This window comes from Streptomyces sp. NPDC001617 (assembly GCF_053596855.1).
This window is the reverse complement of the sequence record NZ_JBSFHA010000017.1, coordinates 111,081-125,041: the sequence shown is the minus strand read 5'-3', so window position 1 is coordinate 125,041 and position 13,961 is coordinate 111,081. Positions and strand designations below refer to the sequence as shown.

The 13,961-nt window shown below is 69.5% G+C and carries 10 protein-coding genes; 9 read left to right on the top strand and 1 reads right to left on the bottom strand.

The features are described from left to right. Positions 1-125 precede the first annotated feature (125 nt). The 5 genes from ACWC09_RS16020 (at position 126) to ACWC09_RS16000 (ending at position 4,406) form a co-directional block, all read left to right on the top strand. The gene (locus ACWC09_RS16020) at positions 126-512 is read left to right on the top strand and encodes a hypothetical protein (RefSeq protein WP_450851142.1); all 387 of its coding nucleotides are present in this window, start codon (positions 126-128) and stop codon (positions 510-512) included. 78 nt (positions 513-590) lie between these two features. Next, complete coding sequence (locus tag ACWC09_RS16015) at positions 591-884, top strand: DUF397 domain-containing protein (protein ID WP_450851141.1); 294 nt, start codon at positions 591-593, stop codon at positions 882-884. 111 nt (positions 885-995) lie between these two features. After that, a complete protein-coding gene (locus tag ACWC09_RS16010; protein ID WP_450851140.1) occupies positions 996-2,927 on the top strand; it encodes an ATP-binding protein in 1,932 nt (643 codons plus the stop codon). Between the two features lie 62 nt (positions 2,928-2,989). Continuing rightward, complete coding sequence (locus tag ACWC09_RS16005; protein ID WP_450851139.1) at positions 2,990-4,054, top strand: SUKH-4 family immunity protein; 1,065 nt, start codon at positions 2,990-2,992, stop codon at positions 4,052-4,054. Between the two features lie 49 nt (positions 4,055-4,103). After that, positions 4,104-4,406: a hypothetical protein gene (locus tag ACWC09_RS16000; protein ID WP_450851138.1), complete on the top strand. Its 303-nt coding sequence runs from the start codon at positions 4,104-4,106 to the stop codon at positions 4,404-4,406. Positions 4,407-4,423: 17 nt separating this feature from the next. Here ACWC09_RS16000 and ACWC09_RS15995 read toward each other — a convergent pair whose 3' ends face one another. Further along, the gene (locus ACWC09_RS15995) at positions 4,424-4,858 is read right to left on the bottom strand and encodes a hypothetical protein (RefSeq protein WP_450851137.1); all 435 of its coding nucleotides are present in this window, start codon (positions 4,856-4,858) and stop codon (positions 4,424-4,426) included. A gap of 82 nt (positions 4,859-4,940) precedes the next feature. On the opposite strand from ACWC09_RS15995, the gene ACWC09_RS15990 reads away from it, so the two are divergent. From ACWC09_RS15990 to ACWC09_RS15975, 4 genes are all read left to right on the top strand, one after another. Further along, the gene (locus tag ACWC09_RS15990) at positions 4,941-5,579 is read left to right on the top strand and encodes a hypothetical protein (protein WP_450851136.1); all 639 of its coding nucleotides are present in this window, start codon (positions 4,941-4,943) and stop codon (positions 5,577-5,579) included. Between the two features lie 94 nt (positions 5,580-5,673). Continuing rightward, positions 5,674-6,192, top strand: a complete 519-nt coding sequence (locus ACWC09_RS15985) for an LppU/SCO3897 family protein (protein WP_450851135.1) — start codon at positions 5,674-5,676, stop codon at positions 6,190-6,192. A 171-nt stretch (positions 6,193-6,363) separates the two neighbouring features. Beyond that, a complete protein-coding gene (locus ACWC09_RS15980; RefSeq protein ID WP_450851134.1) occupies positions 6,364-11,619 on the top strand; it encodes a toxin glutamine deamidase domain-containing protein in 5,256 nt (1,751 codons plus the stop codon). 44 nt (positions 11,620-11,663) lie between these two features. Next, positions 11,664-13,946: an SUKH-4 family immunity protein gene (locus ACWC09_RS15975; RefSeq protein WP_450851133.1), complete on the top strand. Its 2,283-nt coding sequence runs from the start codon at positions 11,664-11,666 to the stop codon at positions 13,944-13,946. Positions 13,947-13,961 lie beyond the last annotated feature (15 nt).

The following is a 13,961-nucleotide window of genomic DNA, read 5'->3' as shown; positions in this document are numbered from 1 at the left end:
GGCGGTGCCCGGTGGGTGCCGTCCCCTCCTGCGTTGTCAGTGGGGGCCGCTATGGTGGCGTTGCTGGAGAAAAGACGTGCAGGGAAAAAGACGAGCCACGGGGGGCAGTTGTGTCGTCTGACTACATGGACTCCGATCCGAAGGTCCTCAAGACCGAGGGCTTCAACATGTACACGGTCGGCCAGGACTTCTCGAAGGCCGTGACCGCGCTGCAGAACGGACTGACCGCGCTCGAAAAGGGCGACACCCCGCCGTGGGGCGACGACGACATCGGCGAGAAGTTCGGTGTCGCCTACGAGGGTCTGCGCGACGGCATGTACCAGTCGATGGGCAGCCTCGCGGAGCGGCTGGCGGGCATGGGCGTCGCCTTCACCAAGATGGGCGTGGCCCATGAGCAGAACGAGGCGGAGCAGCTCGACATCTGGCAGAAGACGACCGCCGAGTTCGACGGACAGGTGAAGCTTCCGCCCGGTGTTTCGCAGACCATGGTCGCCAAGAGTCAAAACACCTGATCCGCGGGCGGATGTGCGGTAACCGCCACTAGGGTGAGGCGCGTACTTCGTTCACATGTAAGGAAGAGGCCCCGCAGCATGGCGGAGACGGAAGAGCAGATCAAGGCGCGCAAGGAGCGGGAGCGGGACGAGCTGTACGCCCTCGACATCTCCGGCGTGGAGTGGCAGAGCGCGCCGGGGACCGAGGAGCACGAGGAGCGGGTGGAGATCGCGTACCTGCCCGAGGGTGCGGTGGCCATGCGGTCGTCTCTCGATCACGACACGGTGTTGCGGTACACCGAGGCGGAGTGGCGGGCGTTTGTGTTGGGGGCGCGCGACGGGGAGTTCGATCTGGAGCCCGCGCCTCATGACGGGGGCGTTTCGGGAGACTGAGCGCCCTCTGGGGACGTAACCCGCCCGTCGGTATCAAGGGCCCCGTGTTCGGCTGCCTAAGATCAAGGCCGTATGGCGAAAGGCGTCCGTGATGGCGGAGAACGGGGAATCATGGCCGGCTCGAACGAGGACTACGCACCACACCCCCACATAGGCGGGCGGGTTGCCGCGCTGCGGGCGCTTGCCGCTTGGCGGGCAGGAGAGGCCGAGGCTCCCCGCGTCGTCGTGGTCACCGGCGATTCCGGCAGTGGGCGGTCGCGGTTGGTCACCGGGTTCTTGATGTTGTGCGAGCCGGACTTTCGTAAGCGGCTCCCGTTGGAGGAGATGGATCCTTCGACGGTGCCGCCGGAGCCGGCCGCTCCCGCGGTGCCGGCGCCTGCGGGGCTGACCGCGGCGCAGGTGCTGTGGCTGCTCGCCGACCACTGCGAGTTGAACGCCACGCGTGCCGAGGACGTGTTCGCCGAGCTGGCCGCGCTCGACGAGCCGGTGACTGTCGTCGTGCCCGATGTGGATCGGGCCGGGCCGGTGCGGGTCGCGGATGAGTCTGCGCGGCTTGTGCGGGAGGTGCTCACGCCTCTGGCCGCCATCGAGACCGTGCGGCTGCTCACCGAGGTGCCGCGTTCGCTGGCCGCCGAGCTGGCCGGGGGGCTGCCGGCCGGCGTCGTGCAGGTCATCGATCTCGACGAGCCGGAGTGGGCCGATCCCGAGGGACTGGCGCTGCACGCGCAGGCGGCGCTGGACCCGGAGTTCGGGGCTCCCGAGCTGCCGTTCACCGTCGATCCCGCCGCCCGCCTCGCGCTGGGTGCGGCCATCGGACGGCGGGCGGGGACCAGTCCGCTGGTCGTCCAACTCGCCGTCAACTGCCTCCTGATGGCCCCCGAGGGCTTCGATCCGGCGGACGAGAGCGTGTTGCCGACCTCTGTCGGTGAGGCGCTCGATCTGCATGCCCGGCGGCTCGGCGCCGACCCGCAGACTCTCCGGCTGCTGCTGGCGCCCCTCGCACTGGCCGAGGCCGACGGCATACCCGTCCATCTGTGGGCGCGGCTCGCGAGCGCGGTCGCCGGGCAGGACCTGAGCCAGGCCTTCGCGGAAGGGATGTTGCTCGCCGGGCCCTTCGTGCAGCCGGAGGCGCGGGAGGGGGGTGACGGGCGTACGCTGCTGCGGCTCTTCCACCCGGCTCTCGGGGACGAGATCCGTGCCGGCCTGCCCGGCCTCCACGCCGCCCAGACCCAGATCGCGATGGCGTTGCTGGAGGCCGTGCCGGAGCAGGACTGGAGCAAGGCCGACCCGTATGTGCGCGACCACATCGCGGGCCACACCCTGGAGGCGGGCCTGCTGCCCCAACTCCTCACGGATCCTGGGCTGTTCGTGCACGCCGACCCGGTGCCGCTGCGCGCCGCCGTCGAGGCGGTCCCGGCGGGGGAGCTCGGTGCGCCGGCCCGTACCTATCTGCGTACGGCGCCCCTGCTGACCCGGACCCAGGTGCCCGCGGTGCTGCGTGCCGCGCTGCTGGAGACGGCGTTCGTGGAGGACGGGCTGCCCGAGCACGCCGAGGCGATCCACGGGCGGCTCGGCCTCGACCTGCCCTGGCGGACGCTGTGGAGTCTGCCGGTGACGGGGGTGAGCGCCGTGACCGTGGGCAGCGTGCCCCGGGGCGAGGAGCCGGCCGTACCGGTCGCCGTTCTTGTCGTCCCCGCGGGGACGCCGGGTGCGCAGCCGGTCGACGACGCCGAGGGTACAGCCGGTTCAGCGATGCTCGTCCATGGGCTCGTACAGGCGGACGACGCGCTCGGGGACGTGGACCCGCGGCAGATCCTGCGCACGTCCGAGGACGAACGGGCCGCCGCCCCACTGGGCCTGAGCCGTGGCGCCGACTATCTGCGGATCTGGGACCGCGCGAGCCAGGAGGTCGTGGCGGCGCTGATCTCGGACGTCCCCTTCATCGCCGCCGACCTCTCCCCCGACGGCGTTCTCGTCGTCGCGACCGAGCGCGGGGCGAAGGCCCTTCGCATCCGTCCGGCGGGCGCGGCGATAGCCTCGTAGCGACACATCGTCCCCACGCGTTCGATCAGATCAGTCATCTCGCCATCCCGAAGGAGCCTCCCTTGAGCAGCCAGGAGCAGGCGGCGGCACAGGGCACGGCCGCGCCCGAAGGTGCCCGTCCGGTCACCGGCCCCGGCAACACCGCCGTCTTCACCTACATCGACCCGGCGAACGGCGAGGAGACGACCCTCTTCCGCAACTCCGGCCCGGGCCTGCCTCCCGCCGAGTACCAGGGGTGGGCCGAGCTGCGGCGGATGAACGTGCCCGTGGACAGTGTCCTCGCCGTCCACACCGACCTGCGCCCGAGCCTGCTCCCCGGCGGTTACACGTCCGAGCTCCTCAGCTCCTTCCCGAACGCGCGGCTCTCCTGCTCGCAGAACTACGGCTCCCGTCCCGAGGAGCGCGCGGAAGGGGTCGCGGCGCTGGTGCAGCAGGTCGAGTTGCTGCACCAGGTGGCCGGTCAGCAGCCGCCGCCCCGCCCGCATCGCGTTCCGGTCCCCTCACAGGTGACGCCCGCGGAGCCGCTGCGGGACGTGGCCCTCGGCCGACACGTCGCCGAGGTCTTCGACCAGGACGGCGTACGGCGCTACGACGCCGACGACATCGCCGCGAGCGCCCTGCCCGAGACCACCCGGTCCACGCTCACCTGGGCGGGGCTGCCCGCCGGCCTCCCCCTCTTCTTCACGGCGGACCACCCCGACAGCCCTCCGCGCGGCGGCCTCTTCACCGACGTCGCCACGCATCTGCGCGAGCGGCAGAGCCCGGCCGGCGAGGAGAAGATCGGCGCCCTCGCGCATCTGGCCCGGATCGGCTACGACGGGGTCGCGGTCATCGCGGTGCAGTGCCTGCCCGGCACCACGGAACCGGACGGCCTCGGCGCGCTCTGGGCCGTGGACCCGGTGACGGCGGAGTGCCGGTACGTCAATGTCTCGGCCGCCGCCTTCGCCCGCTCGCTGGCGCTGCTCGCGACGGTACGGCAGCGGATGCGGGGGCTGGACCCGGTCGCGGCCGGTGCTGAAGTGGCCGGACTGCAGGAGCAGTTGGTCGCGTTCGACGCGTCCGCCCTGGCCAATGCCGAGACCTGGTGGTCGCTGATCGTCGAGCAGATGTGGCACGGGTTGTTCTGAGCCGCGCTCGACACACCCCATGGACAGGAACAACGAGAAAGAGGACCACGTGACTTCGGCCGACCCCGTACCGCCGACCACCCCCGAACAGGCCCTCGACATCGTCCGCGACCGCTTCGCCGAGCCGAAGCTGCCGGACGGCACCCCCGCCGAACTCCGCGTCGAGGAGTTCGACATCGGGTACCTGGTGTACGCGGTGTTCCCGCCGGTCACGGACGCCGCCGGACGGCCTCAGCCGGCTCCGCCCGGCGGCAGCAAGATCGTGGTCTCCAAGGAGACCGGTGAGACGGTGACCGTGCCCAACTACCCAACCGAGGCGGCCATCGCGCTGTACCGCCGTCAGCGAGGCTGATCGGCGCGGGGCACCGATCAGTACAGCGAGAAACCGCCGCTGTGGCGGCCCTGGTTCTTCTTGGCGGAGCGCGAGGACTGGTCCTGCGCCTCCGGCGTCCTCGGCTCGGCCGGGTCGGCGGGCCGACTCTCGCCGGTCAGCGGTTCGCCGTGCCTGACCTGGTCGCGTTCCTCCTCGGAGAGGGACTCCCACTGGCCGCGCAGGGAGGCCATGCCGCCGCCGAGGGCGCGGGCCACCGCGGGGTCGTTCAGAGCGTCACGCAGGGGAAGGTGGCCGGAGAGCAGCTTCTTCGCCGCCTCCTGGAGGTCCTTGCCGGCGCGGTCGTTCTCCGAGAGGCCTCGCAGGGCGGAGTTCAGCGAACGTATCTGCTCCGGTTCGAGAGCCTCGTCCAGCACACCGCGCTCCGGTGAAGTGCCGGACGGGTTCGGCGAGTTCTCGGGTCGCCTGGTCATGTCGCTCCGCTCCTCATGGCCGGGTGTCGTCTCTCGGACACCTGAAGTATCTCCCGTCCCGCACGGATGTCATGCTGACCCCATGGGAAAGGGCGAAGGCGGCGACCGCTCCGCCGCGAGTTCCCTCGACGGAGCCCTCGGCCGCCTCGGGCGCTGGGGCGGACTGGTCTTTCTCCTCGCGGGGCTCGCGCTGAGCGGATGGGGCGCGTACGAGGGGACGTATCTGGCGGGTTGGGCGGGCACCCACGGGACCCTGACCGTGCAGCGGTGCGAGGTGAGCTACCCGAACAACGCCTCCCGCAGCAGCCGTAAGAACCGTCGGCCCGTGCGCTGCGAGGGCGCGTTCGTGTCGGACGACGGCAACAGCCGGGACGCGGGCGCGGCGGTGCAGGTCAGGCATCGGTACGGGGCCGGGGCCGAGTTGTCGGTCCAGCAGACGGACGCGCCCGCGACGGCCACCTCCGCGGACGGCGAGTACATCCAGGCCGGGCTCGACCGGGCCTGGCGGTACTTCGCCGCGTTCTTCGGGGGGTGGGTGCTGACGGGACTCGGGGTCTTCTGCCTCGCCACCGGGTACGCGCCGTTCGGACAGAGTCGGGTCTCGTACGACGAGGCATGGGGGGCGGCGGGGCGGGGCGCTACGCGGGTGCTGGTGATCGGGATGATCGGGGTGGGTCTTGTGGGGGCCGCGGTGACATTCCTGGTGAGTTACCTCGTCTGAGTGGTTTTGGCCGGTCGGTCCGGTTGGGATCTGGCTGACCTGGGCGTATAGCCTGCGCGCGTCAACTTTTTGTCAACCACGGGGTCTTTCAGGCATGTCGACGCCTCCGCCGCAGTACCAGGACCAACCGCCGTACGGGCAGCCGCAGCAGCCGTACGGATATCCGCAGCAGCCGCAGGCGCCGTACGGATATCCCCAGCAGCCGGCCCAGCCGCATCAGCCGCGCGGTCCTCAACGCCCGCCGTCGGGAGGGCCGTTGCGGGTCGTGAAGTCCGCGGCGATCGTGATCGCGGTCTTCGGCGCTCTGGCCTGGTACGTCTGGGACTACAACACCAGCCCCACCGGCGGGAAGGCGAAGGCGGAGGCCGCGGCGTCCGCGCAGGCCTCGGAGGACGCGACGCACGACCCGAACATCGGGGACTGCGTGAAGGTCAAGGACCCGCAGGGCGATCCGCTGCCGACGATCGTCGACTGCGACTCGCCCGAGGCCGAGTACAAGACGGCCGACAAGCTGCTCGGCGACGACCTGAACTGCGACTCGAAGTACGTCTACGGGATCCAGGTCCACCAGAGCCATCAGCTCGACTACACGCTGTGCTTCACGAAGGTGTGACCGTCAGGATCTGCACAGGACCTGCAACGGATTTGTGACGGCAACCCTCTGAAGTTGCCCCCGGGTGATTCCGTAAGCTTTGCGAACGGCTGTACTCCTGTGTGATCTCCCTTGACCGATGAGGGAGTTGTACGGCCGTGTCGTCCGACGGGGGTGCTGTCTGCTGTGTCCATGATGCTGCCGAACGAGCTCGAATGGGTTCTCGAGATGCTCGGCTACAACTGGCCGACGGCAGACGAGGACAAGCTGAAGGAGTGCGCCACCCTCTGGCGGAAGTTCGGCGACGACGTCACCGAGCTGCACACCAAGGCGAACACCAGCGCCCGTCAGGTGGTGGCCCACAACGCCGGTGAGTCGATCGACGCGTTCACGAAGACATACGCCAAGTTCGACACCGGGGGCGACGGCTACCTCGCGAACGCCGCCCAGGCTGCGTACATCATCGCGACCGTGCTGGAGGCATGCGCCTACCTCGTCGAGTTCGCGAAGTGGGCGGTCATCGCCCAGCTCATCGCCCTGGCCATCGAGATCGCCGCGGCCCAGGCCGCCGCGCCGTTCACCTTCGGCCTGTCCGAGGTCGGTGCGCTCGGCGCCACCCAGGCCGCCCGGCTGATCGTGCGCCGGCTCCTCAAGGAGCTGAAGGACGCGCTGCTCGAGGCGATCGTCGAGGCGATGAAGGAACCCGCGATCTCGATGATCGAGGCGATCATCACCGACCTGATCCGCCAGACGGTGAACGTCGGCTTCGGCGCCCAGGAGGGCTACGACCTCGCCACGACCGCCAAGCAGGGCGCCAACGCCGGCTGGGACGCCATCAAGCAGACCCCGCAGACCCTCGCCGAGGGCGTGCGGGACAGCCTGGGCGAGAAGGCGGGGCATCGGGCCCACCATGCGATCGACAGCCGGATCGACGGGCACGGGTCGTCGGGGAGCGAGGGGGGCGACGGGGGCGACGGGGACGGCGACTCCAACTCGCCGGAGAGCTCAGGCAGTTCGGAGAGCTCAGGCGGTGACGGGAATACGGACTCGCCGTCCGGCTCCGACTCCGGTTCGGGGTCCGACTCCGGTCCCGGGTCCGACTCCGGTTCCGGTGCGCACTCCGACGGCTCCGACTCCTCGGCCTCGACGCATTCGAACAGCGATGTGGGCTCGAACATCGGCAGTGGAATCTCCGCCGACACCGGCGGCAACAGCATCGGCGGTCCGGATGTCGGGGACGGTCCGGGCTCCGACTCGGGTTCGGACTCAGGGTCCGGGTCCCACTCGGGGTCCGACTCCGGGTCCGCGGGGCCGACACTCTCCCACTCGGGCCCGTCCCTGTCCGACTTCGACGACCCGTCGCCGAGTGGGGCGTCCGCCGGTGACTCGGGCTCCGGAGGTTCGTCCGACGGGCCGAGCTCCTCCGGCCCGTCCCACTCCGGGGGCGGCTCCTCGGTGTCCGGCCTGTCGTCGCCGTCGGTGCATACCGTGTCGACGCCCGTGTCGTCCGGGGGCACTTCGTCGTCGGGGGGCGGCCACGGCTCGATCGGCACGTCGATCGACAGCCTGGCCGCGAGCGCGCCCACGCACACCAACGCGGCACCCGCGTCCACACCTGCGCCTTCGGCGAGCGATCCGTCGTCGGGCGGTGGGGGCGGCCGTGCGGAGGGCGGCTCGGGGGGCATGCCGACGTCGCCCGTGGCGCCCTCTGTGGGGGGCGGTGTGGGTGGTTCGCATCAGGGCGGTGGTACGTCGTCCGGGAGCGGCGGCTCGTCCGGGTCGAGCCCGAGCAGCCCTACGGCCAACTCCGGTGCGGTGAGGACGACTTCGGCCGGCGTCACCGGTACGGCCTCACCCACGGGGTCGGGTCCCGCATCCACGCCGAGTCCCACGCCGTCCACGGCGCCTCGGAGCGCTCCGGCGTCGACACCCACACCGACGGCTTCGGCTTCGGCTTCGGCTACGGCTTCGGCTACGGCTTCGGCTACGGCTTCGGCTTCGGCTTCGGCCGACGGTCGGGGGTCCGGTGCGGCGGGGGTCGGGCTCTCGGGTGCGGCCAACGGTCGTCCGTCCGGAACGGCGAGCGCCGCGGTCTCGGGCACCGGGGACGGGCGTGCGTCCGCTGCGGCGGGCACCGGGGACGGGCGCGCGTCCGGGACCGCCGACGGCCGTACTTCTGGCACGCCGGACGGGCGAATACCTGGTCAGCGGACGCCCGGGAGTGCGACGCCCGGTGACGGTACGACGCCGCGGAGCACGCCGGGTACGTCGGTGGGCGACGGCACGACGTCCCGCAACAACCCCGGTGACGGTACGAGGCCCCGCGAGACGCCGGGTACGAGGCCGGGCGACGGCATCACGTCTCGTACCAACACCCCGGGGGACGGTACGACGCCGCGCGGCACCCCGCCCCGCAACACCACGGACCCGACCGGCAGCACTCGTACCCAAACTCCAGGGCAGAACCCGGGCACGAGCACGGGCACCTCGAACCAGAACTCGTCCCCGTCGTCGTCCACCCGGACCTCGTCACCGTCCACCAGCTCCGCCACGACGACGCCCTCCACCTCGACCGGCACGAGCTCCGGCTCCGGCTCCGGCTCCGGCTCCGGCTCCGACCGCACCTCGTCGTCGGGCAACGGCACCTCGAACTCCGCGGGATCGAGCGGCCGTACCCCCAACTCCTCGAACGCCAACCAGTCCAGCCCCTCCGCGCAGGGCACTCCGGGCACCGGCACGACTCCTCCCGCCAGGCCGCCCCAGGAGCCCGCGGGCAGCACCCCCGCCACCCCCAACACTCCGCAGCAGCCGGCAGGCGGCACGTCCAACCCGCCCCAGAGCACCCCGTCGTCCAACAACCCCCATCAACAACAGCACCAGCAGCACGTGACGCCGGTCCCGGTCCCCACGGTCATCCGGACGCCCGGCGCCTCCGCGACGCCGACGCACCCGGCCGGCTCGGCCTCCCCGCACGCGCCGGGCTCGCCGCAGGCCACCCCCGGCAACACCGGCCAGCCGCAGCACCCGCAGCAGGACAGCCTCCAGGACATCCGTTCCGACCTGGACCATTACCCGGGCGGCCTGACCGACCCCGACCCCGCCGACCAGCAGGCGCTGGACAACGCCGTCCCACGGAACGAGGACGGCAGCCCGCAGCGCCACCCCGACCCCTTCGAGGGCAACTGGTCGCAGCTCCAGAACGACGGCGGCGTCAACGTCCCCGGCCGAAGCAACAACTGCGCCGACTGCTCGCGTTCGTTCCTGGAGACCTGGTACGGCAATCCCCAGGTCTCGGCCCCGCGCACCCTCGACACGGACGCGAACGGCAAGCCCGACCTCTGGTCGCCCGAGCACAACGCCAACGACAACCAGATCCGCTGGACCGGCGCCGCCCACACCTACGCCGGCCCCGGCGGCGACCCCAACACCGCCGACAACATCGCCAACACCCTCCAGCAGGCGGGCCCCGGCTCGGCGGCGATCGTCCAGGTCGACTGGCCCGGTGGCGGCGGCCACGCCTTCAACGTCGTCAACCACAACGGCAACATCGTCTGGGTCGACACGCAGAGCGGGCAGGTCAGCAGCCAGCCGCTGCACATCGACCAGGCGGCGCACGTCTGGCACATACCGTTGGATGCCGATCGGAACCCGATCGACACCAGTCAGCCGCATGCCCAGGACACCACCGGCTCCGCACAGGGGACGAACGAGGCGTCCCCGCACGGAACGGACACACCCGAGAAGGGAACCGACACCTCCCAAGAGGGGGCGGACACGGCTCCGGAGGGCGCCGAAGCCTCCCAACAGGCGCCGAACGCGTCGTATGAGGGGCAGGACCCGAACGGCTCCCCCGAGGAAACCCACTCCCCCCAGCAGGACACGAAGTCGCCTGAAGAGGAAGGCACTACGTCCCAGCAGGAGACGGACGACTCGGGAGAGGGAGACCAGGACCACCAGGTCGCTCAGTCGGATACCTCGGACGACTCCCCGGACCATGCGTCGACCGAGGAGGATGCGCCCCATAGCGAGAACGAGAGCGGAGGCAACCAGGACGCGGTCCGTCCCGAGGGCGACGAGGAAGTGGCCAACACACCTCGGGCCGTTCGGACCGACGCTCCCGCCCCCGACACGAGTGATCAGGCATCTGAGCCGAGGGTTCCACAGGCGACCACCGATTCCGACCCCACCGGCACCCACGCGGTCACGGACGACGCCGTCCCGTCTCCCTCTCATGCCTCACCCGAGGGCCCGACGACCGATCGGGACGCTCCCCGCCAGTCTCCCGACTCGAACCCGCAGCCGGCCTCGACAGCGCCTGAGACTCCCACCCATGTACCGCCCGCCCCGAGCGACACGGAGCATCACGCGCCACAGGAACCAGGTGCAGGACCCGACTCTCAGAAAGACCCTTCGGCGCAAAAAGCCGATCATCAAGAACACGGGATGCTTCCCGAGCAATCCCAGGCGTGTCTCCGCGACACCCACGACGTGCACACGGTCGACCTGGACCGCTTGTACAACGACCTGTCGGAGTGGGGGAACACGGATCAGCTGCGCGACCTCCTGCGCCAGTGCGGCCCGCCGGGACAACTGAACGGGATAAACAAACAGACCCTTATCGATACGCTCAGAAATCCGCCTTTCCGTGACCTCCCGGAGGGCCAGCAAGGGGCCGTGGTGGCGGCCATCAGCCGTCTTTCCCTGAAGTTCCATTCCGAACTCGGAGTGGGCTCCCTCGACCCGTCCGTGCAGAACCCGAACGACCCGAATGTCCGCCCTCTCGACCACGAGGAAGGATCTGACAAGAGGGAACGACAGGAGAAGGGGCGGGACAACCTCTCAAAGAGAATGGAGAGGAAGGGAACCCCTTCTGCCGGCGTTCTCTACCACAGTGGGCAATCCGTATCGGATCGCCCTGCACTGAGGAAGGCACTGGGCGCAGAGGACTTCAAGGCCCTGCTCGACAACAAGGGGGACTGGTCTCGGCGGAACTATGCAACCGTCGAAGTCTTCGATCCCTCCACCCAACAGACCACCTACGTCTCGGACAGTTCGCTCTCCATGGGCCGCGACTGGGCCGAAGGCGTCCATTCCGAGCCTCACATCCTGGATTACGTCGAGGCAGTGAACGCCCAGAGACCGGACGGTCAGAAGATCCAACTCGTCAGCTTCTACACAGAGCGTGAACCCTGTGGTCCGGCTCTGGGAACCGACTGTTCCTCATTCCTGGGCGACCATCTCCCCAAGGATGTGAAGATCCACTACGGGACCGCCTTCCGCAGAGGGCAAATAGAGGGCGAACAAGAGATGCGCGCAGCCGGTCACGGCGCCGAGGTCAATGAGATGAAGGATGCCGCGGTCTCCGCTCAGGGTGACGATTCGCAGGCGTACGTGGACAGGCTGCGCGACATCTGGACAGACCTGGCATACGGTGGCCACCTTTCATGAAGTAGGGTTCCAAGACTGAGACGGAGAGCAGAGGGAGGCATGCCATGGCTATCAGCTCGGAAACCCGGGAAGTAATCCAGGAGTGGCTGGGCTCCCGCATCAGGAGCAACAATCTGCTCGTAATTTCCGGCCCGGCCGGCTCGGGAAAGTCCGATCTCGTCAGAGAGATGGCCGCCAGCATCGACGGCTCGATTCTCGTGGAATGCATGGGCGTGTCGGCGGACTCGGTGGCACAAAGCATCGTGAGGGACACCGGCGGCAATGTCGTATCTTCTGGCCGGCGTTGGGGACGAGACCTACTCCGCACAGCCCTGCAAGGCGAGCATGTAATCTTCCTGTCCAACGTGCAGTGGGCCGGCGTCCTGGCGAACTCTTCCGAGCCTTTCCGGATCGCACACACGCTGGTATCGAGACTGACCTGGGCCCCGAAAGCCCGCATACGCATCGCTCTCGAGTGGGACCCTCTGCTGCTCGGCGACCCGCCACGCGGGAGCGCGAGCGTTTCCCTCCATCAGCACGATGTCGCCGACACCGGGCAACGGCCTCCCGACAACGGCACGACTTCGCGTGTCGTCCACGCTCTGGCCCTCTCTGAACTGCCAACGGTCGACCTCTCGGTCTGGCGCTTCCTCTCCGCGGCCACGGCCCCGTCCCAGGAGCAGCCGACCGAGATCGAACTGAAGAGCATCGCGCTGGACAGCCCGCACCTCTTGACGGTCCAGGATCTCTCCACGACCCGCCCAAGAGTTGGTTTTCGCCACCCGGCCGCACGTCGTCACTGGCTCCGATCGCACAGCTTCAGCGATGGACAACAGACTCGGATCACGGAATCGCTGGTCGCGCATATCCGCCGGTCGAACTCCGGGGTGCCGCCGGTCGCAACCGCAGAGGTGGACGCGTACGCCGCGAAGACCCTGCCTGTTCATGCCGCCCTGGCCGGATCCCTGGAGCGGCTCCTTTCGCAGGGGTGGTTGCTGGCACGCTGTGAGGCGCCTTCGTTGTGGGAAGGTCTGAGGCTTGCCTACCCGGACGGCGTACCGCTGGGGAGTGTCGCGGCCGATATCCGTGCCCTCGAAGCCCAGGGTGTCCAGCCCGGCAGTCAAGGTGAGTGGGTGTCATGGCTGCACCACGCCGCGCTGAGCAGCGGACGGGTCGAGTTGGCTCAGCAACTCGTCGACAGCGGTGTGCCGTTGCCATGGCGAACGGTGTGGTCGCGCTGGCGCCCCAGCGGGGTGTTCGGCACATACGCTCATGAAGCGGGGCGGGTGGACGAGTTGGCCCTGAAAGAGGATCACACGTACGGGCCGCGCGTCGTCACGGTACGAGACACCACCACAGACAAGGCAGCACTGCCTGACTTCTCATACGTGACGCGGGAGTGGGCGGTTGCCACCGGAGAGCCGGTCGGTGAGGCGACCGTCGTCCAGGAGTCGTTGGACGAAGCCGACTGGCTCTTCGACGATCGGGCCCCCGAGGGCCTGTCAGCCGTGTTCGCGACGCACTCTCCCCCGGGCTGGGACGTCGAAGAAGAGGGCCCTCCGCCCCCGCCTCGTGTCCCCGCCTCCGTCACACACGCGGTCTTCGTCGAGGGCACATGGATTCTGGCCGGCAGCGGCGGCCTGTTCGCTGTTTCAGTCGATGGCGAGCTTGATCCTCGTCCCGACCCGTGGCTGCCCGAACCACTGGTGGAAGCACATTCCACACTGGCCACGCCGGAACTCCCACCCCGGGCACGCGCTGCGGCGAGGGGGGAATCGTCAGGCAGGCTCTGGCTCGAGGAAGGTTTCGGAGCGGGTACCTGTCACCGGCTGACCGTATCGGACGTGCCCGATCAGCTGGAGAACGACGCGGCACGACGCTTCCTCATCGACATCGGTCTACCTGCTGTGAGCGGGTTCCTGCATCTCGACACGGACAGCCCTCCCGGCGATGTTCTGCGTCAAGTCCCCTGGCCGGACACGGCGCAGAACAGTACGCCTGGTACCGAGGGCCCGTTCTTCCCCCTGGGGACGTGGATGCATTCACGTCTGCTGCTCGACGGGAGGACCGGTCGAGTCCTGCGCGACACCACGCGGGGGCCGGACACCGTACTCGCCGGGAGCAGCCTCGCCCAGTTCTTCACCATGGTGCGCCTCTTCGACGAACACCGTAGATCCTTCTATCCCAGCCGTGCGGATCGGCAGGACCACGGCAGGATTCTGCGGAAGTGGTGTCAGGAGATCGACCCCGCTGCCCTGGAGGGCGAGGTGTGGCAGATCGCACTCGGTCCCTACGACTTCCAGGACAGCACCTGGGACCTCGTCTCCCCCGACGGCCGCTTTCCGTAAGCTCCACCCTTCACG

Excerpts from the sequence above, each read along its gene's own strand:
- ACWC09_RS15990 (WP_450851136.1), top strand. The coding sequence starts at position 4,941 with ATGGGAAAGGGCGAAGGCGGCGACCGCTCCGCCGCGAGTTCCCTCGAC.
- ACWC09_RS15995 (WP_450851137.1), bottom strand. The coding sequence starts at position 4,858 with ATGACCAGGCGACCCGAGAACTCGCCGAACCCGTCCGGCACTTCACCG.
- ACWC09_RS15975 (WP_450851133.1), top strand. The coding sequence starts at position 11,664 with ATGGCTATCAGCTCGGAAACCCGGGAAGTAATCCAGGAGTGGCTGGGC.
- ACWC09_RS16015 (WP_450851141.1), top strand. The coding sequence starts at position 591 with ATGGCGGAGACGGAAGAGCAGATCAAGGCGCGCAAGGAGCGGGAGCGG.
- ACWC09_RS16010 (WP_450851140.1), top strand. The coding sequence starts at position 996 with ATGGCCGGCTCGAACGAGGACTACGCACCACACCCCCACATAGGCGGG.
- ACWC09_RS15980 (WP_450851134.1), top strand. The coding sequence starts at position 6,364 with ATGATGCTGCCGAACGAGCTCGAATGGGTTCTCGAGATGCTCGGCTAC.
- ACWC09_RS15985 (WP_450851135.1), top strand. The coding sequence starts at position 5,674 with ATGTCGACGCCTCCGCCGCAGTACCAGGACCAACCGCCGTACGGGCAG.
- ACWC09_RS16020 (WP_450851142.1), top strand. The coding sequence starts at position 126 with ATGGACTCCGATCCGAAGGTCCTCAAGACCGAGGGCTTCAACATGTAC.